This window comes from Georhizobium sp. MAB10 (genome assembly GCF_045012825.1).
GTDB lineage: Bacteria > Pseudomonadota > Alphaproteobacteria > Rhizobiales > Rhizobiaceae > Georhizobium > Georhizobium profundi.
Window position 1 is genome coordinate 381,828 of sequence record NZ_CP118314.1, and the last position, 19,048, is coordinate 400,875.

Genomic DNA, 19,048 nt, shown 5'->3' on the forward strand with positions numbered 1-19,048 from the left:
GTGCCGTCCGTTCAGCGGGAAGAATGCGGACTGAAACATCATCATGGCGCGTGTTTGGCAGCCGTATCGTTTCCGGGCAAGAGATCCGCAAACAAGGCCGGAGGCGCTTCTCATGCGGGGAACATCGCCAACGCTATTCAAGCCGCTGGAACGCATGTCCCAGCCGTCCGGCAGCAGGGCTGGCGGTCCGAAATCGACGCCCAGCCATGGACAGAGGCTGGCTCCTGTCCCACAAGGCGGGTTCACGAGGAGCGGAGGCGCCATTTCTATGTCCATGTTCACCACTCGTCCGGAAATCCTGGGCACGTTCGGCGTCGTTGCCTCGACGCACTGGATCGCGTCGGCGGTCGGCATGCGCATGCTGGAAATCGGGGGCAATGCCTTCGACGCAGCCGTTGCGACGGGCATGGCTCTGCAAGTGCTCGAGCCGCATCTGAACGGACCGGGTGGCGACCTGCCGGCGGTGATCTATTCGGCGCGGAAGGACAAGGTCGAGGTCATCTGCGCGCAGGGTCCGGCACCGGCCGGGGCGACGATCGAACACTATACGCGCGAGGGGATGGATATCATTCCGGGCGACGGACTGCTCGCAACCGTCATCCCCGGCGCTTTCGATGGATGGATGACGATGCTGCGCGATTATGGTCGGCTCAGCCTGCGCGAGGTGATGGAGCCGGCGATCCACTACGCCGAGCATGGCCATCCCGTTCTGCCGCGCGTGGCCGCGACGATTGCGGGGATGACGGATTTTTTCCGCGAGGAATGGCCGACCTCGTACGAGACCTGGCTGCCTGGCGGGCACGCCCCTGCCGCGAACGACATCGTGCGCAATCCCGTGCTTGCCGAGACGTGGAAGAAGATCGTCGCGGAGGGCGAGGCGAAATCGGGCCGCGAAGAGCAGATCGAAGCCGCGCGCGACGCTTTCTACAAGGGGTTCGTCGCCGAGCGCATGTCCGATTGGCTCAAGACCGCCGCAGTGAAGAACGCGAGCGGTCGCCGCCACAAGGGCGTGCTGACGGCGGACGATCTTGCCAATTATCGTGCAACGATCGAGGCGCCCGTTACCTACGACTATCATGGCTGGACCGTTGCCAAGACGGGACCCTGGGGCCAGGGGCCGGTGCTCCTTCAATCGCTGGCGATCCTCAAGGACATCGATCTTGCGGGAATGGCCACGGGCGGTGCGGATTTCGTGCATCATGTGGTCGAGGCGATGAAGCTCGCCTATGCCGACCGTGAAGTCTATTACGGCGACCCGAACTTCGCGTCCGTGCCGCTCGATCATCTGTTGTCCGAGGCTTACAACCACGAGCGCCGGAAGCTGATCGGCGCGACAGCCAGCCGTGACCTGCGCCCCGGTCGTGTTCCCGGTTTCGACGCGCAGCACGATGCGACCATGGCGCTTCTTGAAGCGATGAGCCCGACGGGACAGGGTGTCTACGAGCCGACGATGGCGCATCTCTCCGAAAAGCGTGGCGACACGGTGCATATCGATGTCATCGACCGGGAAGGCAATATGGTGTCGGTCACACCATCGGGTGGCTGGCTGCAATCCTCGCCAACCATTCCCGGCCTCGGGTTTTGCCTGAATTCGCGGGCGCAGATGTTCTGGCTGAAGGACGGCCTGCCCACCTCGCTTGCGCCCGGCAAACGCCCGCGCACGACGCTGACGCCTTCGCTGGCGCTGCATGAAGGCCGGCCCGCAATGGCCTTCGGGACGCCTGGAGGCGACCAGCAGGACCAGTGGCAACTCGCCTTCTTCCTGCGCCACGTGCATCACGGGCTCAATCTGCAAGAGGCGATCGACCTGCCGCTCTTCCACACCACGCATTTCCCGAGCTCGTTCTATCCTCGCTCGCGGCAGCCGGGACACATCATGGTGGAGGAGACGATTGGCGCAGCGACGCTGACCGAACTGGAAGCGCGCGGACACGAAATCACCGTTGCAGAACCGTGGACCGTCGGGCGCCTGACCGCCACAAAACGCGACGCGAATGGGCTGTTGCGCGCGGCGGCAACGCCGCGGCTGATGCAGGCTTATGCGATCGGGCGATAGACGCCCGGTCGCGCAGCGGCAACTCGTTCTCAGCTACTTCGCGATCCGGTTGGCGACGAGAAAGCCCGACCCGCCCGACAGGCCAGGCCCCGGGTGGGTAGAGGCGCCGATATGGTGCAGATCCTTGACGCCGGTTGCGTGGTTGACGGAACCGGGAAGCGGACGCCAGGCGAAGAACTGATCGATCGTCGCCGCACCGCCATAGGGATCGCCGCCGACGAGGTTGACGTTGATCGCTTCGAGATCGGCCGGGGAATAGGCACGGCGTTTCAGCACGATCTCGTCGAAATTCGATATGTGACGCTTGAGGATCGCTTCGATGCGGTCGGCGAAGGCCTCTCTCGTTGCCTCGTTCCAGGTGCCGTCGGTCGCGATCTCACCGGCCGCATCGCCCTTGATGGCGCGTGGTGCATCAGGGATCTGGATCCAGAGGATCGCCTTGCCATCGGGCGCGCGGGATGGATCGAGCGCTGCGGGCTGACCGACGCAGATCGTCGGCGTTTCCGGCAGCATGCCGCGCAGCGCCTCGTTGTGCGACTTGGAAACGGCATCGATGCCGTCGGTCAAATGGATGAGTGCCACCTTGTCGAAGCCCTCGGTGGTCCAGCGCGGTGCGGCATTGAGAGCATAGTGAAGCTGAAAGTTGCCGCGCCCGTGGGTGAAGGTCTTCACCGCCTCACGGGCGGCCGGCGGCGCATCATTGCCAAGTAGTGGGCCGTAAAGCTTGCCCGGCGCGACGGAAGCGATGACCGAGCGCGAGACGCGCAGCTCTTCACCGTTTGAAAGACGTACGCCGACCGCTCGCCCGTTTTCGACGAGGATGCGGGTCACGTCGGCGCCGGTACGCACCGTGCCGCCACGTTCCTCGATCAGGCTGCGGAAGGCTTGAGCCGCCTTGCCAGCTCCGCCCTTGGCGATCGGCGCGCCGGCCGCCTCGAGCGCGAAGGCGACGATTTTGCCCATCTGGCCGGAATAGGCGTCGTCGGGGGAAAGCCCGCAATGGAGCGTCCAGGGCGCAAACAGCGCCTGAAGTTCGGGCGCCTGGTAGATGGAGCCGAGCCAGCGGCGCGCCGGCATCAGTGCTTCGCCGAGATAGGCGAGAAGGGTACGCGGACCGCGCTTCCACGCTTCGCGCGCAATCAGTGTCGCGATCTGCCGGCTCCACAGCTCGCCGCCGAGCAGGCCGAAGAGCAAGGGTGCGTTGGCTTCGATGCTGGTAACGTCAGCCTTGTAGGCATCGCCGTCGCCGGCAGCCAAGCGGTCGAAGGCGGCGATATTGCCCGCGCGGTCTGTCGTGAGAACAACGCTCGATCCATCCGGGCGGATGACGCCAGTCGGGTGCGGTGTATGGCAGAATTCGAGCCCGTGGCGGGCGAGATCCTGACCGAGCGCGGCATGAGCCGGACCGGTCAGGAAGAGGACGAAGGTGGCCGCCATCACATCATGGGTAAAGCCCGGCAGCGTGGCTTCGGTTGACAGCATGCAGCCGCCGACATGGTCCGCCCGCTCCAGCACGAGGACCTTGTGGCCCTTGCCCGAGAGCATGGCGGCGGCCGTAAGCGCATTGATGCCGCTGCCGATGATGATGTGATCGGCCACCATCGTCGTTCTTAGTGTGTCGCGACGAGCGCAAGCGCGCGGATCGGGCTGCCGGTGCCTTCCGCAATCTTCAGCGGCGCGGCGATCAGGACGGCGCCCTTTGGCGGAAGCTTGTCGAGATTGCAGAGGCTGGCGAGACCGTACTTGTTGGCCTTGTGCAGGAAGTTGTGCGCCGGGAATGGTGGCTCCATGCCGCCGGCACCGCCCGCATCGGTGCCGATGCACTGGGTGCCCCAGCCGATAGCGCCCTTTTCAAGAATATAGGCGATGCAATCGGGTGTCGGTCCGGGCGAGTGTGGGCCGTTCTCGTCCATGTTCAGGAAGGTATCTTCCGAACCGTTGCGCTTGTCCCAGTCGGTGCGCATCACGACCCATTCGCCGGGCTTGATCTCGCCGTGTTTGGCTTCCCAGGCCTTTACGCCTTCAGCGGTGAGCAGGAAGTCCGGATCGGCTTCGGTCTCGGCCGAGCAGTCGATGACGTTGACCGGGGCCACGAAATTCTGCGGCTTGATCGTGTCGGTATAGCCGTCGGCAAAGTCCTTGCCGGTGATCCAATGATGCGGCGCATCGAAATGGGTGCCGGAATGCTCGCCGATCTTCAGCCAGTTCCAGGCCCAGAAAGGACCGTTCTGGTCGTATTCGGAGATCTTGTGGATTTCGATCTTCGGCGTGTCCTTCGCCAGTTCCGGCGGCAGCTTCAAGAGCGGGGTATCGGGTCCGAGCGGTGCGGAGAGGTCGACCACCTCCACCTTGCCACTCAGGAGAAGCCCGGCCAGTTCGCCCAATGTATCGGCAGCAGACATCTTCACTGTTCTCCTCTTTGTCAGCGACGGCCGCAACCTTCGCCTCTTTTCCATACGCGCGAAACAAATTTCGCAGGCGCTCCGGCGAGACTAGACGGAAGTAAATGCATCTGCAAATATCTTGATCGGGGATGGTGCCGACATGACTGATGCTGATGCCCTTATCATTGGGGCTGGACATAACGGGCTGGCCTGCGCGGCGCACCTCGCCGCAAAGGGTTGGAAGGTCGCCGTTTTCGAAACGGCAGATCGGCCGGGCGGAGCCGTCAAAACGCGAGAGCTGACCGCACCCGGCTTCAAGCACGACATTGCCGCGATGAATCTCAGCCTGTTTGCGGGTTCTGCATTCCACAGGGCCTATGGCAGCGAGCTTGCCGAGTACGGACTGGCGTTCGCCCCGGTGTCGCGGCCGTTCGCATCTATCTTCCGTGATGGCAGCTGGCTCGGCGTATCGACCGACATGGACGAGACGCTCGGCTGGATCCAGGCGCGATCGCTGAAAGATGCTGAGACATGGAAGACCCTCGTTGCGGGGTTTCCCAAGCGCGCCGACAGTCTGTTCTCACTGCTTGGCAGCCCGATGAAGAAACGTGCAATTGCACGTAATTTTCTTGCAGCCTTTCGCCGCGAAGGTGTCGGCGGCGGTCGCGAGCTGCTTCGGTTTCTCCTGATGTCGCCCCGCGCCTGGCTCGACGAGACGTTCGAGAGCGCGGAGATGCGCACGATGCTCGCCGCCTGGGGCATGCATCTCGACTTCGCGCCCGATGTCGCAGGCGGCGCGCTCTTTCCCTATCTCGAGGGCATGGCCAACCAGAGCTTTGGCATGGTGATCGGCAAGGGCGGCGCCGAAACGATGATCACGGCGCTCACCGGGATGATCGAGAAGCGGGGCGGCCAGGTGCACTGCAATGCGCGCGTGGAACGCATCGAGACGAGTGGTGGCAAAGCCACCGGCGTGGTGCTGGCGGACGGTCGGCGGTTTGCCGCCAGACGTGCCGTGATCGGGTCGGTGGCGCCCAAGGCGCTCGCACATCTGCTGCCGGAAGGCAGTGGCGACAGGAGCTTCGATGCGAAGATGGCGGCGTTTCGCCATGCGCCCGGCACGATGATGCTGCATCTGGCACTCGACGGACTGCCGGACTGGCCGGACGCCGAACTTAAGCGCTTCGCCTATGTGCATGTGGCGCCGGACATGGACATGATGGCGCGCGCCTATGCGGATGCGACTGCCGGGCTTCTGGCGCGCGAGCCAGTGCTGGTCGTCGGCCAACCGACGACGGTAGACCCCTCCCGCGCACCCCAGGACAAGCATGTGCTCTGGGTGCAGGTGCGCATGGTGCCTGCCATCATCGAGGGCGACGCGGCCGGCGAGATCGAAGCGCGCGACTGGGACAGCGTGCGCGAGATCTATGCTGAACGCGTGCTCGACATTCTCGAACGCTATGCGCCGGGCCTGCGCGGCAAGATCATCGGCAAAACAGCCGTGTCGCCGCTCGATCTCGAACGAGGCAACGCCAATCTCGTCGGCGGCGACCAGATCTGCGGCAGCCACCATCTTGCGCAGAATTTCCTGTTCCGCCCGGCCCCGGGCTTTGCCGACTGGCACACGCCCGTCGGCAATCTGCATCTCGTCGGCGCGGCCACCTGGCCGGGTGCGGGCGTCGGTGCCGGGTCGGGTTACATGCTCGCCTGCCAGTTGGCAGGTCAATGAGTGACAAACAATGCCGCGCAAACAAGCGGCCGAACACAGGGGAACTGAACCGATGATCACGCATCCCAACAGACGAACTTTGCTGAAGCTTGCCGGCGCAAGTGCTGCGCTTGCGGGCTTCAACCTGCCGCTCTCGGCCTTCGCGCAGGAAGCCAACGAGCTTGTCATCGCCTATAACGTCAACCTGCCTTCCTGGGACCCGACGGTCGGCCCCTCGGCGGTCAACCCGACGATCCAGGGTTTCTACCAGTCCGTCTTCGACATGTTCATCCATCAGGATCCGGACCTCAGCTTCAAGCCCGGACTGATCACGGAGTGGGGCTGGAACGACGACAATTCCAAGATCTTCATGGTCGTGCGCGAGGGCGTGAAGTGGCATGACGGCAGCGATTTCAGCGCGGAGGACGTCGTCTGGTCGCTGGAGCGCGCCGGCAAGGCCGAAACCGGCAACCCGATCCAGTTCACCTGGTCCAAGATCGGCAATTTCACCATCGACGGCAACCGCATCGAAGCCGACGTGCTGGAGTTCGACCCGACCATCTTCAAATGGATGTCGTTCCTCACGGGCTATGTTCTGCCCAAGGCCTATTACGAAGAAGTCGGCGCGGACGGCTTTGAGGCAAAGCCCATAGGCACCGGCCCCTATATGGTCGAAAGCTATGAGCGCAACGCCTTCGTACGCCTCAAGGCAAACCCGGATTACTGGAACGGCGCGCCCGCTTTTGAGGCGGTAACGATCAAGTTCGTGACCGATGCGGCGAGCCGCGTGGCGGAAATCGAATCCGGCAATTCCGACGTGACGCTTGAAATTCCCTATGAGGAATATGACCGCCTGACGGGCGGCGAGTTCGAAGGCGTGGCCGAGCCGATCTCCGACATCGCCATGATCTTCCTGAACGACGTCGAGCCGATGCTCGACAAGAATGTGCGGCTTGCCGCGCACATGGCCATCGACAAGCAGCTTCTCATCGACCGGTTGCTCAGCGGCTACGGCGTGCCGATCAGCACGCTGCAGACGCCGGAATACATCGCCTACGATTCCTCCTTCGAAGTGGCCTATGACGAGGAAGGCGCCAAGGCGCTGCTCGCGGAATCCGGCTTCTCGCCCGAGAACCCCGTGCGCTTCAAGATCCAGACGACGCGCGGCTTCAAGCCCAAGGACTACGAGATGATCCAGGCGATCGTCGGCATGTGGCGCCGCGTCGGGATCGAGGCCGAGATCGAGGTGTACGAGATCGCGCAGCATTTCGAACTGCGCGCCGCCGATCAGCTTGCACCGGCAGCCTTCTACAACTGGGGCAATGCGGTGGGCGACCCGACGACGTCGACCGGCTTTGCCATGTTCGGCCCGAGCCCGCATTCGGTCTGGGATGGCCAGGACCTCATGGACCGCATCATCCCGCTTTGGGGCGAGGCGGACGAAGAGGCCCGCATTCAGGGCTGGAAGGATGTCGATCGTTTCATCGCCGAGGAAGGCCTCGTCATCCCGCTCATCCAGTATGTCCAGCCGATCGTCTACCGTCCCGGCCTTACTGTGACGGCGCATGCCTCCGGTGCGCTGCTGCCGCAGCTGATCGGGCCGGCGTGAGCGGACTTTTCCTGATGATCGAGGCCGGCGCGCTGGACTGATCCATGCCCATCCTTCGCGTCGTCCTTTCGCGCTTTCTCACCACGCTGATCACACTGATCGGCGTGGCCATCATCGTTTTCGTCGTGGTGCGTGTCGTGCCCGGCAATCCCATCGCCATGATGCTGCCGCCAGGCGCGAGCGCTGCCGATATCGAGCGGTTGAGCGCGCTCTACGGGCTCGACAAATCCATCTTCGAGCAGTTCACGATCTGGTTCGGCAATGTGCTTCAAGGCGATTTCGGGACGTCGATCTCCACGCGCCAGCCGGTGCTCGACCTCGTTCTCGGCCGGTTGCCGGCAACACTCGAACTGAGCCTCATGGCGCTGATCATCGCGGTGATTCTCGGCATGGGTGCCGCGATCATCGGCACGCGCTACCGCGGCCGCCGCACGGAGACGGGCGTCGATCTTGCCAATGGCATCGGCCTTTCAGCGCCCGATTTCCTTTGGGGCCTGCTGCTGATCATCCTGCTCGGCGTCGTCTGGCCGCTGTTCCCGATTTCCGGCCGCGTATCGCCGCGTCTCGACCTGCCGTTTTCGACTCAGTTTTATCTGATCGAGAGCATCTTCAGGCTGCGCTTCGATCTGACCGGCAATCTGCTGCGCCACATGTTCATGCCAGCGCTCGCACTTGCGCTGCCGCTCGCCGCAATCATCGCGCAGCTGCTCAAACAATCGCTGAAGGAAACCGTCAATCTCGATTACGCGGTGCTGGCCCGCACGAAGGGCTATTCTGAAACGCGCGTGATCCTGTCCGAGGCCCTACCCAACGCGCTTCTGCCGACGCTGACGCTGATCGGGGTACAATTCACCTTCCTCATCGGCGGCACGGTGATCATCGAGCGGCTGTTCTCGTATGAAGGACTCGGCAACATGGCGGTCGATGCAGTGATCAACCGGGACCTGCCGTTGATCCAAGGGATCGTCATCCTCTTCGCGCTGATCTTCACGGCGATCAATCTTCTCGTCGACATGACCTATGCGTTCCTGAACCCGAGGCTCCGCCATGCTTGACGGGCGCGGCGCGGTCAAAAGGCGGGCTGGCGCACGGCTTTGGCTCTCGGGCCTGTGGCTGGCGATCGTTGCGCTTGCGGCAGTCTTCGCGCCGCTCATCGCGCCGCACGATCCGCTGATGCAGGATCTTCTCTATGGGCGGCTGCCGCCTTTCTGGATGGCAGGCACGGAACCCGGCTACCTGCTCGGCACGGACAGTCTCGGCCGCGACGTGCTTTCACGGCTCATCCATGGTGCGCGCATCGCCCTCATCGTCGCGCTTGTCGCCGGCATCGGCACCTGTCTCATCGGTTCGACGCTCGGGCTGATTGCCGGCTATTATCGCGGCTGGGCGGACCGGATCATCAGCCGGCTGGTCGACATCTGGATGGCGTTTCCGCCGATCCTCTTCGCCATTCTTCTCATCGCCGTCATCGGCACCGGGCTCACCTCGGTCATCGTTGCGATCGTCGTCATCGACTGGACGCGCTTCTGCCGCGTGGTGCGCGCCGAGACGCTCAACCAGTCGCAGATGGACTATGTGCACAGCGCCCGCATTGCCGGCTTCACGCGGATGAAGACGATGCTTTCGGAGATCCTGCCCAACGTGCTGCCCACGATCGTCGCGCTGCTCAGCCTGGAAATGGGGATCGCGGTCATCGTCGAGGCGATCCTCTCCTTCGTCAATCTGTCGATCTCCACCGACCAGCCCACCTGGGGCGGCATGATCGCGGAGGGACGCCTGAGCATCCACCAGGCGTGGTGGGTGCTGGTCTTTCCGCTGATCGCGTTATTTCTCACCGTCCTCTCCTTTGCCCAGTTCGGCGAGGGACTGAAGGACCGCTTCGATCCTGTGCTTCGATGAGCGGCGGCTATCTCACCATCCGCAATCTGTCGGCCGTGCTGCGCGATACGGGCGAGCGCGTGCTGCGCTCCGTCGACATCGATCTTCAGCCCGGCACGATCCGCGGGCTCGTCGGGGAAAGCGGAGCCGGCAAGAGCATGATCGGCAAGGCCGTGCTCGGCGTGCTGCCTAAGGCGCTGAACGTCGTGGAAGGTGAGATCCTGATTGACGGGCAGGACCTCCTGAAGCTGAAGGACGCGGACCGGCGGCGGCTGATCGGCGCATCGACCGCCCTCATTCCCCAGGACCCGCTGACCGCGCTCAACCCCTCGCGCCGGATCGGGCCGCAGATCACCAATCGGCTGGTCGACATTCTTGGCTGGACGCGCCGCGCCGCCGAAGTGCGGGCGCTGGAAGTCCTGGAAGAGGTGCAGATCGCTGACCCTGCGCGCGTCATGCGGCAATATCCACACGAGCTATCGGGTGGCATGCGCCAGCGCATCCTGATCGCCTCGGCCTTTGCGGCTGAGCCGAAGCTCATCATCGCCGACGAGCCGACGACGGCTCTCGATGTGACGGTGCAGAAGCAGATCCTGAAGCTCATTTCCAACCTGCAGGCGCGGCATGGCACGGCGCTGCTTTTCGTGACGCACGATCTCGGCGTGGTGGCGAAAATCTGCGACAGCCTCAGCGTGCTTTACGGTGGCAAGGTCGTGGAGGACACGGACGTCGCCTCGTTCTTCAACGGCCCGCGCCATGCCTACGGCCGGGCGCTTCTTGCAGCGACACCGCGGCACACGGACCCGGATGCATCGCTCCTGCCCGTGCCCGACGACGTGATCGCAGCCGTGCGCGGCGAGATCAGCGACGCTGACCGCCAGTGGGTGCGCCATGACTGACGCGCTCTACAGGATCGAGGGGCTGAGGGTGGAGGTTGCCGACCAGACCCGCAAACCGCTTTTCGGCGCAGCACCCCGCTTGCGCATCCTCGATGATATTTCGTTCTCCATCGAACGGCGCAGCGTGCTCGGCATTGTCGGTGGCTCGGGCTCGGGCAAGACCACGCTTGGACGCACGCTGGTGCGGCTCGTCGAGCCAACGGCCGGGGCGCTGACCTTCGACGGCCAGGATGTGACACATCTTTCCGACGATGCGATGCGACCACTTCGGCAACGGATCCAATTGATCTTTCAGGACCCGATGTCGGCGCTCAATCCGCGGCTGACGATTGGCCGGATCATCGCGGCGCCTCTGCGCGCGAAGACCAACGATCCGCGCGTTGCGGCAGCGCTCGACCATGTGGGACTGCCGCGCGGTTTTGCCGGGCGTTATCCGCACGAGCTGTCCGGCGGGCAACGCCAGCGCGTCGGCATCGCGCGGGCAATCGCGCTCCGTCCGGATTTCATCGTGGCCGACGAGATCGTTTCCGGCCTCGACGTGTCGTCGCAGGCGCAGGTGCTGACGCTTTTGGCGAACCTGGTGAAGGACCTCGGGTTGACCCTTGCCTTCATCAGCCACGATCTGTCCGTGATTCGAAGATTGTGCGATAGGGTGATCGTACTACAGACGGGGAAGATCGTGGAGGACCAGCCGGTGGCAGACCTCTTCACGTCGCCTTCCCACGATTATACGCGCCAGCTTCTCGGCTCCATCCCGGAGCCTGATCCGTCGCAACGCTGGTGATGCAGCAACACGCCTTTAGTCGCTGATGCGGTGGGCGTTCGCGTAGATCTCGATGTCGCCATGGTTGAAGGCCGCCAGGGTCAGGCCGGCGGCCTCGGCAACCGCTACTGCCGCGCGGGTTGGGGTCGACATCGCGATCAATGCCGGAATGCCGCTGATGACGCATTTCTGCACGAGATCGACCGAAATCCGGCTCGTGATGATGGCGGCGCCGGCGGCGGTTTCGATACCGCAGCGGAACATCGCGCCGCAGAGCTTGTCCAGCGCATTGTGTCGGCCGACGTCCTCGCGCGCGAGCAGGATGCCGAGACCGGGATGCATGAAGCCGGCTGCGTGCAGCCCGCGCGTTTCATCCCTCAGCGGCTGGTGGGCGCGCAGTTCCACGCGCGCTTCGTGCATGGCGGCAAAGCTGAAGCGGACACCGCCGGCCTCCATCCTTGGCAGTGGGCGCATGGCTTCCTGCAGGCTGTCGATGCCGCAGAGACCGCAGCCGACCGGTCCCGCCATCTTGCGGCGACGCGCGCCAAGGTCGGCGGCACGCTCGGCTTTCAGCCAGAAGCGTGCTTCGATGCCGTTGTCATGCTGCAGAACATCGAACCAGTCGACGTCGTCAGGACTTTGGATGAAGCCTTCCGACAGCGCGAAGCCCCAGGCGAAATCCTCCACGTCGCGCGGCGTCGCCATCATCACGGCTTGGCTGGAGCCGTTGCAGGTGATCGAAACCGGGACCTCATCCGGCAATGATGCGAGCACGGCGCGGGGATAGGTGTTGCTGAGGCGGCTTGCTGCTTCCATTTTGCGGGCTCTCCAGACGTCCGCCCTGCATTGGGCCATGCACGCATAATCTGGCGTCACCGGTCCGGTTCCAGTCCGTCCGCACTTTTCTGCCCGCTTCGATGCATCTTTTGAACAACGAACCCGTTGCGCCTGAGGAGCAAACAACGCGGATGCATTCATGACCAGCAAGGCCGAAGAGCACGACGACCTGCCCAAAGAGAGCGGACCTGCCGGAGGCTGGGGCTCGCTGCGCAGCATCGCCCGCATCACCGGGATGAGCGACCCCTCGTCAGAGGCGCTTCAGACACTTTGGCGGCAGAACAAGCCCGGCGGCTTCATGTGCGCTTCGTGTGCCTGGCCGAAACCTGCCAATTATCGCGCCTTCGAGTTTTGTGAGAACGGGGCGAAAGCGACGCTCTGGGAATCCACGAAGGACCGCTGCACGCCGGACTTCTGGAAAGATCACACCGTCACCGAATTGCTCGGCTGGAGCGACCACGATTTGGAGAAGACCGGGCGGCTGACGCATCCGCTGCGCTACGACGCCGCGAGCGACCGCTATGTGGAAACGAGCTGGGCGGATGCCTTCGCCGCCATCGGCGCGACGCTTGAAGATCTTCCGAGAGACGACGTGGTTTTCTACTCATCCGGCCATGCCGGGCTGGAAGCATCCTATCTCTGGGCGCTGATGGCGCGGCTCTACGGCAACAACAACCTGCCGCAGTCATCCAACATGTGCCACGAAACGACCAGCGTTGGGCTGACCGAGGTGATTGGCTCACCGGTTGGCACCATCATTTGGGAGGATCTGGAGGAGACCGACTGCCTTTTCTTCTTCGGCCAGAACCCCGGTACCAATTCCCCGCGCTTCCTTCATCCGTTGAAGGAAGCGAAGGAGCGGGGCGCCAAGATCGTCACGTTCAACCCCGTGCGGGAGCAAGGGCTCATCTCTTTCGTCAGCCCGCAGGATCCGGTCGCCATGATCACCGGCAAGGAGACGACGATCTCCGACCAGTATCACCAGCTCCGGGCCGGTACAGATATCGCGGCGATCCTCGGGCTTTGCAAAGCCGTCATCGAGGCAGACGATGCGGCTCGCGAAACAGGCGCAACCCCAGTCCTCGACTGGCCATTCATCGAGGAGCACACGAACGGCTTTGAGGCCTTCGTCGACTTCGCGCGGTCGCAGCCATGGGCAGCGATCATTTCGGCGTGCGGGCTGACGGAAGAAGCGCTGCGTGAGGCAGCGCAGATTTACATGGAAGCCGAGCGGGTCATCGGCGTTTACGGCATGGGCCTCACCCAGCACACCCACGGTGCCGACAATATCGGCATGCTTGTCAACTTCCTCATGCTTCGCGGCAATATCGGCAAGCCAGGTGCAGGCTGTTGCCCGGTGCGCGGCCATTCCAACGTGCAGGGCCAGCGCACCGTCGGCATTGCGGAGAAGACCGCGCTGATCCCCATGGATCGGCTGCGCACGCTTTTCGATTTCGATCCTCCCGAGAAGGACGGGACGCATATCGTCGATGCGGCGGAAGGCATCATCGGGGGCAGGATCAAGGCGACCTTGTGCCTCGGTGGCAACCTCATGCGTGCGCTGCCCGAAACCGACCAGTTGGAGCAGCACTGGCGCGCCCAGGAGCTGACCGTCATGGTTTCCACCAAGCTCAACCGCAGCCATCTTTATCCCGGCAAAGCGGCGTTTATCCTGCCTTGCCTCACGCGGGGCGAGAAGGACGAACAGGCGTCGGGACCGCAATACATTTCAGTCGAGGACAGTTTCTCGATGATCCACGGTTCGATCGGCAAGCAGGAGCCTGCTTCGACAGAACTGAAGTCGGAGCTCGATATCGTCGCTTCGATCGCTGAAGTGATCACCGAGCCGCATCCCAAGCGCCGCTGGCGCGAATGGGTCGCAGATTACAGCCGGGTGCGCGACCTGATCGAGGCGACCTATCCGGACGATTTCAGGGACTATAACCAGCGCCTGAACACACCCGGCGGTTTCTGGCGCGGCAACCCGGCGCGCGACCGTATCTGGGAGACCGACAGCGGGAAGGCCGAGTTCACCGTGCCGGAGAAACTCAACGCATTGGGCTTCGACGATGCGGAAGGTCGCTTCACACTGATCACGATGCGGTCCAACGACCAGTTCAACACCACGATCTACGGTTATTCGGATCGGTTCCGCGGGATCGAAGGCACGCGCGACGTGCTCTTGATCAATGAAGCCGACATGCTGCGCGAGGGGCTGGCGAAGGGCCAGATCGTGACGCTCGTCAGCGATGCGGACGATGGCATCTCTCGTCGGCTTCCCGGGCTTGAGGTCATCCCGTTCGACCTCCCGCTCGGCACGATCGGCTCCTACTATCCGGAATGCAACGTGCTGGTACCACTCAGCCTGCATGACCGCACATCGAAGACACCCGGCTCGAAGGGCGTGCCGGTCAAGGTCGAGAAGGCCTGACAACCGGCTGCGCGCATCGATTGCAAAATGCGCATGCACGCCTCCAGCACGCGATGACGTCTCGACTTGCCGCTACCAATACGTACAATTGTACGTATTAAGATCCTTCCAAGCTGTGGGGCATGCGTGGCCGGGACTGAATCTGCGCTATCGATGCGCACAGCGCAGGCCGTGCGCCTTGCGGAGACGGTCGACGAGGCCGTGCACGCCTTGCGCAGCCATTTCGGTTTCGACCATGCGACCTACCATCTCGGCTACACGATCGACGCCGTCATCGACGCGCCCTTCGTCAAGAGCACCTATTCGGACGCCTGGATGGGGCGTTACATCCTGAAGCGCTACGTCAATGTCGATCCGGTGGTGCAGCACGGGTTTCGCAGGCAGCTGCCGTTCTTCTGGAGCGAACTGCCGATGGCACCTCAGGCGATGGAATTGATGCAGGATGCCATAGCCCACGGCGTCGGCACCGAGGGCTACACGATCCCGATCATCGATCGCGTGCGCCGGCGGGCGCTTCTGTCCTTGACGACGACGCAACTCGATACCACGCCCTTTCGGCAGATTGTGGAGGCGGAGCGGGCCGCGCTCGCCGAGCTTGCGTTTCTGATCCACGAAAAGGCGATCGGCGAACTTCATGGCTCGGATCCGCTGCCGGCGCTCGCTGCCCGCGAGCTCGAATGCCTGACCTGGAGCGCGGAGGGCCGCACATACAAGGAGATCGCGCGCCAGCTCGACATCTCCGAACACACTGCACGCGCCTATCTCCGATCGGCCCGCCTGAAGCTTGGATGCGGCAGCATCGCCGAGGCGGTCGCCAAGGCAATCCGGTTCAATCTCATCGAAGAAAACAACGCCTGAAACGATACGTACATCGGTACGGACCGCAGCTGGCGGCACGCTCTGTGCGGATTTTCCACGCGGCGCTCGAATGTCACCCTTGTTTCAAATTGAAACAGGGACAGCACAATGTTTCGGATACTTCAGGCACCATACCGGCCGGCTGATGCGGATCTGCTCGATCAGATGTACCGGCTGCGCAAACGCGTGTTCATCGATCAGCTCGGCTGGTCGCTGCAGCATTGCTCCGCCGGGCTTGAACGCGATCGCTACGATGGGATGGATGCGGTCTATATCGTGTGGACGGACGAGCGAACCGGCACGCTTCTCGGCTCGACGCGCCTGATGCCGACGACCGGCCCCACGCTTCTCTACGACGTGTTCAGCAAAACCTTTCCCGATGCCGCGTGCCTTGCGGCGCCGGGCATATGGGAGGCGACGCGGACTTGCGTCGACTGCGAGGCGATCGCTGCGCTACGGCCGGACATCGCCGCGAGCGATGCCTTCGCGACCATGTGTCTTGCGATCATCGAATGCGGGCGCGCCCACGGCATCCACACGATCGTTTCCAATTACGAGCCGCACATGAAGCGGGTCTACCGCCGGGCGGGGCTGCAGCTGGACGAGATAGGGCGGTCCGATGGCTATGGCAGGCTGCCGGTCTGCTGCGGGATTTTCGATATCTCCCCGCCGGTGGAAGCCGCTGTGCGGGCAAAGCTCGGGTTGCCTGCACCGCTTTTTGCACCCATTGCTCCCGAGCGCGTCGCTGCCTGAAGCCGCGCATTCTTGCACGATGTCCACCCACGGTTCTGGCGCATGGGACGCGAAGCTGACGGATCGCAGTGACTGTCCATAGATTCTGTGGCATGAGCCCGTTCATGGGGATGAACTGGAAAAGCGCGGAGAGAACTGCGAGGCGGCTGATCGGCAGCCTGCTTCTTGGCTATCTCTTGTTCTTCCAAGGCCTCGTCACGAGCTACGCTCAAGCGACGATGTTGGGCGGGCCGGATCCGGCCACCATCATCTGTTCGGTGCACGAAGCCGTCGTCGACGGTGAACCTCACCCTCTGCAGGATCTCGATCGGGACTGCTGCTCCACTCTTTGTCAGGCAGCCTGCGCGACCGGCGCGGGCCTTCCCGGAGCTGACGCTCCCTCATTCGCGCTTCCGGTGCTGCCGGGACTGACGCATGCCCTGATCGCAGCGCCGCAGGCGCCGCCCAGCCACTACGGCCTCGCCTCCAAGGCCCGGGCACCTCCTTCTTTCTCCGCGTGATGTTTCTGGCGACCGGCTGTGTTGCAGCGGCTGCCTTTTTCTTGCACATCCTCGGAGATTTCCATGAAACCGACCCTTCTCGGGCAGGCGGCACTGCATGTCCGCCACTCCATGACCCGTTCCATCCTCCTCGTCACGGCCAGCGGTCTCGGGGCCAGTCGCACTCGATGCGACGCGGCCTCTTCCGTTCCTGCGGCCAGCCGCGTCTGACGGGAGAGATCGATGACCGAAACGACCTTCAGCGCGGCCGCACAGCCATCGCGTTCAGCCGATCTTTATCGCGCCGTCTGGCGCTGGCATTTCTATGCGGGGCTTTTCGTCCTACCCTTCATGATCACGCTCGCCGTCACCGGCGCGCTTTATCTTTTTCGCGACGAGCTGGATGCGATCATCCATGCCGACATGAAGCGGGTGGCGGTTCAGGAGACCATCAATCTCGCCGCGCCATCGGCCATGATCGACGCGGCGCGGGCGGCGTATCCCGGCACTGCGGTAAAGTTCACCGATCCGGCACGTCCCGATCAGTCCGCGGAAATCACCGTCAACACAGATGGCGGCGAGCGCCTGGCGGTTTACGTGAACCCCTATTCGGCCGAGGTGCTCGGCGCGATGTCGGATCGGGGTACGGTCATGTGGACCGTGCGCTATCTGCACAGCCTGCGCTATTTCGGCCCGGTGGCACGCGGCATCATCGAGATCGTCGGCGGCTGGACCATCCTGCTCGTCGGCACCGGCATCTTTCTGTGGTGGCCCCGCGGCAAGGCAAGGGGCGGCGTCGTTACCGTGCGGGGAAAGCCGAAATCGCGCACATTCTGGCGCGACACCCATGCGGTCACCGGCATTTTCGTCGGCTTCTTCATCGTGTTCCTCGCGCTCACAGGCATGCCCTGGTCGAATGTCTGGGGCGGGAAGGTCAATGAATGGGCGAACGGCAACAATTTCGGCTATCCGGCAGGCGTGCGTGTGGCCGTGCCTATGTCGGACGAGCATCTGCACCATATGGGCCAGACAAGCTGGTCGCTTGAACAGGCGCAGGTGCCCGAAACCGCCGAGCCCGCCGATGGCGCCCCCTCGATCGGCATCGACCGCGCGGTCGAGACGCTCGAGCGGCTTGGGCTTCATGCCGGCTATGCGGTGAACATTCCCGCGACACCCACGGGCGTCTTCACTGGCTCGGTCTACCCGGACGATCTTGCGCAGCAGCGCGTGGTCCATCTCGATCAATATACGGGCGAGCCGCTGATCGACATGAGCTATGCGGATTACGGCCCGCTCGGCAAATGGCTGGAATTCGGGATCAACGTGCATATGGGCCAGCAGTTCGGCCTCGCGAACCAGATCCTGTTGCTTGCCGTCTGCTTCGGGATCGTCGCCATGGCTGTCTCGGCCGGCGTGATGTGGTGGAAGCGTCGACCGAGTGGCGGGATCGGCGTACCGCCTATGCCGGCTGACAGACGGGCATTCCGCGGGCTGATTGCCATTCTCGTCTTGGGCGGCATTCTCTTTCCCCTGACCGGATTGTCGCTCCTGGTGATGCTCGCTCTCGATTGGACGTTCATGCGCATCAGAGGCCGCCCCGTCATACGCTGAATTCGACGCGGCCGGTGGGTGGCTGACGCAACCTTCCGGCCGGTCACCTGTTCCCCGTCGCGGCTTGACGCTCGAACAAAAACGAGGCACCCGAAACGTGGAAGCGCGGAGGGAGTGCATGTCGGCCAGCCACCAACAGAACGAGCGCGATCACGCAGCCTATCTGGCGGATGGCGCCGTCCATGCCGTCGGTCTCGCGGCAGGCCTGATCGGCGGTGTCGCACTGGTGGTGATTGCGCTTCGCCACGCCGACGCGCTCCATACGGCAGGTGCGGTCATCTATGTGGCGAGCCTTCTCGCCTCCTTCGCCGCATCGGCGGCCTACAACATGTGGCCGAATTCTCCGGTAAAGGCGCGGCTGCGCAAGCTCGACCACGCAGCGATCTACGCACTGATCGCCGGGACCTACACGCCGTTTGCGCTGCAGATCGATACGGTGGGCAACTGGCTGCTCGTCTGGATCTGGGGGCTCGCGGGCCTTGGCATCCTGATGAAGGTCATCTCCATCGGCCGCTTCGACAAACTGTCTGTGCTGCTCTATCTCGCGCTGGCCTGGAGCGGGGTGCTGATCTTCGACGACATGATGGCGACGCTCGGGCCGCAGGTCGTCTCGCTGATCGTCATCGGCGGCCTCATCTATTCGGCCGGGGTCATTCTCTATCTCTGGCAGGGACTGCGCTTTCAGCGCGCGCTCTGGCACCTGTGCGTGCTGGTCGCTGCGGGCTTCCATTTCTCCGCAGTCACGGTGGCCATCACCGGACTGAGCAGCGCCTGAAAATCCC

General features: G+C 63.5%; 16 protein-coding genes. 13 read left to right on the forward strand and 3 right to left on the reverse strand.

All coding sequences use genetic code 11. The features are described 5' to 3' along the window. Positions 1 to 268: 268 nt before the first annotated feature. Positions 269 to 2,056, forward strand: coding sequence for a gamma-glutamyltransferase family protein (locus PU133_RS01720; protein ID WP_404863251.1), 1,788 nt, complete (start codon positions 269 to 271; stop codon positions 2,054 to 2,056). A 33-nt stretch (positions 2,057 to 2,089) separates the two neighbouring features. Here the strand turns inward: PU133_RS01720 and PU133_RS01725 are convergent, their stop codons facing one another. Both PU133_RS01725 and PU133_RS01730 read right to left on the reverse strand, forming a co-directional pair. Beyond that, positions 2,090 to 3,658, reverse strand: a complete 1,569-nt coding sequence (locus PU133_RS01725; protein WP_404863252.1) for a phytoene desaturase family protein — start codon at positions 3,656 to 3,658, stop codon at positions 2,090 to 2,092. An 8-nt stretch (positions 3,659 to 3,666) separates the two neighbouring features. After that, positions 3,667 to 4,458: a cyclase family protein gene (locus tag PU133_RS01730; RefSeq protein ID WP_404863253.1), complete on the reverse strand. Its 792-nt coding sequence runs from the start codon at positions 4,456 to 4,458 to the stop codon at positions 3,667 to 3,669. Positions 4,459 to 4,600: 142 nt separating this feature from the next. On the opposite strand from PU133_RS01730, the gene PU133_RS01735 reads away from it, so the two are divergent. From PU133_RS01735 to PU133_RS01760, 6 genes are read left to right on the forward strand one after another with little or no spacing between them, the layout of a single operon-like run. Then, positions 4,601 to 6,169, forward strand: a complete 1,569-nt coding sequence (locus tag PU133_RS01735; RefSeq protein ID WP_404863254.1) for a phytoene desaturase family protein — start codon at positions 4,601 to 4,603, stop codon at positions 6,167 to 6,169. Positions 6,170 to 6,221: 52 nt separating this feature from the next. Next, entirely contained in the window at positions 6,222 to 7,757 is a 1,536-nt protein-coding gene (locus tag PU133_RS01740) for an ABC transporter substrate-binding protein (RefSeq protein WP_404863255.1), read from the forward strand. A 44-nt stretch (positions 7,758 to 7,801) separates the two neighbouring features. After that, positions 7,802 to 8,812, forward strand: coding sequence for an ABC transporter permease (locus PU133_RS01745; RefSeq protein ID WP_404863256.1), 1,011 nt, complete (start codon positions 7,802 to 7,804; stop codon positions 8,810 to 8,812). Beyond that, on the forward strand, positions 8,805 to 9,656 hold the full coding sequence (locus tag PU133_RS01750) for an ABC transporter permease (protein ID WP_404863257.1): 852 nt from the start codon (positions 8,805 to 8,807) through the stop codon (positions 9,654 to 9,656). Before PU133_RS01745 ends, PU133_RS01750 begins: the two co-directional genes overlap by 8 nt. Then, the gene (locus tag PU133_RS01755) at positions 9,653 to 10,534 is read left to right on the forward strand and encodes an ABC transporter ATP-binding protein (protein ID WP_404863258.1); all 882 of its coding nucleotides are present in this window, start codon (positions 9,653 to 9,655) and stop codon (positions 10,532 to 10,534) included. The genes PU133_RS01750 and PU133_RS01755 overlap by 4 nt, the downstream gene beginning before the upstream one ends. Beyond that, entirely contained in the window at positions 10,527 to 11,318 is a 792-nt protein-coding gene (locus PU133_RS01760; protein ID WP_404863259.1) for an ATP-binding cassette domain-containing protein, read from the forward strand. The genes PU133_RS01755 and PU133_RS01760 overlap by 8 nt, the downstream gene beginning before the upstream one ends. A gap of 15 nt (positions 11,319 to 11,333) precedes the next feature. On the opposite strand, the gene fdhD is transcribed toward PU133_RS01760, so the two are convergent. Continuing rightward, a complete protein-coding gene (gene fdhD, locus PU133_RS01765) occupies positions 11,334 to 12,113 on the reverse strand; it encodes a formate dehydrogenase accessory sulfurtransferase FdhD (RefSeq protein ID WP_404863260.1) in 780 nt (259 codons plus the stop codon). Between the two features lie 160 nt (positions 12,114 to 12,273). Between fdhD and PU133_RS01770 the strand changes: the two genes are divergently transcribed. The 6 genes from PU133_RS01770 to PU133_RS01795 all read left to right on the forward strand — a co-directional run bounded on the left by PU133_RS01770 (position 12,274) and on the right by PU133_RS01795 (position 19,041). Beyond that, complete coding sequence (locus PU133_RS01770) at positions 12,274 to 14,565, forward strand: FdhF/YdeP family oxidoreductase (RefSeq protein ID WP_404863261.1); 2,292 nt, start codon at positions 12,274 to 12,276, stop codon at positions 14,563 to 14,565. Positions 14,566 to 14,718: 153 nt separating this feature from the next. Further along, a complete protein-coding gene (locus PU133_RS01775; RefSeq protein WP_404863262.1) occupies positions 14,719 to 15,423 on the forward strand; it encodes an autoinducer binding domain-containing protein in 705 nt (234 codons plus the stop codon). Between the two features lie 108 nt (positions 15,424 to 15,531). Beyond that, complete coding sequence (locus PU133_RS01780; RefSeq protein WP_404863263.1) at positions 15,532 to 16,176, forward strand: acyl-homoserine-lactone synthase; 645 nt, start codon at positions 15,532 to 15,534, stop codon at positions 16,174 to 16,176. A 92-nt stretch (positions 16,177 to 16,268) separates the two neighbouring features. Further along, a complete protein-coding gene (locus PU133_RS01785; RefSeq protein ID WP_404863264.1) occupies positions 16,269 to 16,676 on the forward strand; it encodes a hypothetical protein in 408 nt (135 codons plus the stop codon). A 222-nt stretch (positions 16,677 to 16,898) separates the two neighbouring features. Then, positions 16,899 to 18,266, forward strand: a complete 1,368-nt coding sequence (locus PU133_RS01790; protein WP_404863265.1) for a PepSY-associated TM helix domain-containing protein — start codon at positions 16,899 to 16,901, stop codon at positions 18,264 to 18,266. A 118-nt stretch (positions 18,267 to 18,384) separates the two neighbouring features. After that, complete coding sequence (locus tag PU133_RS01795) at positions 18,385 to 19,041, forward strand: hemolysin III family protein (protein ID WP_404863266.1); 657 nt, start codon at positions 18,385 to 18,387, stop codon at positions 19,039 to 19,041. Positions 19,042 to 19,048: the final 7 nt, after the last annotated feature.

Coding starts and splice junctions, on each gene's coding strand:
- PU133_RS01720 (WP_404863251.1), top strand. CDS start 269: ATGTCCATGTTCACCACTCGTCCGGAAATCCTGGGCACGTTCGGCGTC.
- PU133_RS01725 (WP_404863252.1), bottom strand. CDS start 3,658: ATGGTGGCCGATCACATCATCATCGGCAGCGGCATCAATGCGCTTACG.
- PU133_RS01730 (WP_404863253.1), bottom strand. CDS start 4,458: ATGTCTGCTGCCGATACATTGGGCGAACTGGCCGGGCTTCTCCTGAGT.
- PU133_RS01735 (WP_404863254.1), top strand. CDS start 4,601: ATGACTGATGCTGATGCCCTTATCATTGGGGCTGGACATAACGGGCTG.
- PU133_RS01740 (WP_404863255.1), top strand. CDS start 6,222: ATGATCACGCATCCCAACAGACGAACTTTGCTGAAGCTTGCCGGCGCA.
- PU133_RS01745 (WP_404863256.1), top strand. CDS start 7,802: ATGCCCATCCTTCGCGTCGTCCTTTCGCGCTTTCTCACCACGCTGATC.
- PU133_RS01750 (WP_404863257.1), top strand. CDS start 8,805: ATGCTTGACGGGCGCGGCGCGGTCAAAAGGCGGGCTGGCGCACGGCTT.
- PU133_RS01755 (WP_404863258.1), top strand. CDS start 9,653: ATGAGCGGCGGCTATCTCACCATCCGCAATCTGTCGGCCGTGCTGCGC.
- PU133_RS01760 (WP_404863259.1), top strand. CDS start 10,527: ATGACTGACGCGCTCTACAGGATCGAGGGGCTGAGGGTGGAGGTTGCC.
- fdhD (WP_404863260.1), bottom strand. CDS start 12,113: ATGGAAGCAGCAAGCCGCCTCAGCAACACCTATCCCCGCGCCGTGCTC.
- PU133_RS01770 (WP_404863261.1), top strand. CDS start 12,274: ATGACCAGCAAGGCCGAAGAGCACGACGACCTGCCCAAAGAGAGCGGA.
- PU133_RS01775 (WP_404863262.1), top strand. CDS start 14,719: ATGCGCACAGCGCAGGCCGTGCGCCTTGCGGAGACGGTCGACGAGGCC.
- PU133_RS01780 (WP_404863263.1), top strand. CDS start 15,532: ATGTTTCGGATACTTCAGGCACCATACCGGCCGGCTGATGCGGATCTG.
- PU133_RS01785 (WP_404863264.1), top strand. CDS start 16,269: ATGAGCCCGTTCATGGGGATGAACTGGAAAAGCGCGGAGAGAACTGCG.
- PU133_RS01790 (WP_404863265.1), top strand. CDS start 16,899: ATGACCGAAACGACCTTCAGCGCGGCCGCACAGCCATCGCGTTCAGCC.
- PU133_RS01795 (WP_404863266.1), top strand. CDS start 18,385: ATGTCGGCCAGCCACCAACAGAACGAGCGCGATCACGCAGCCTATCTG.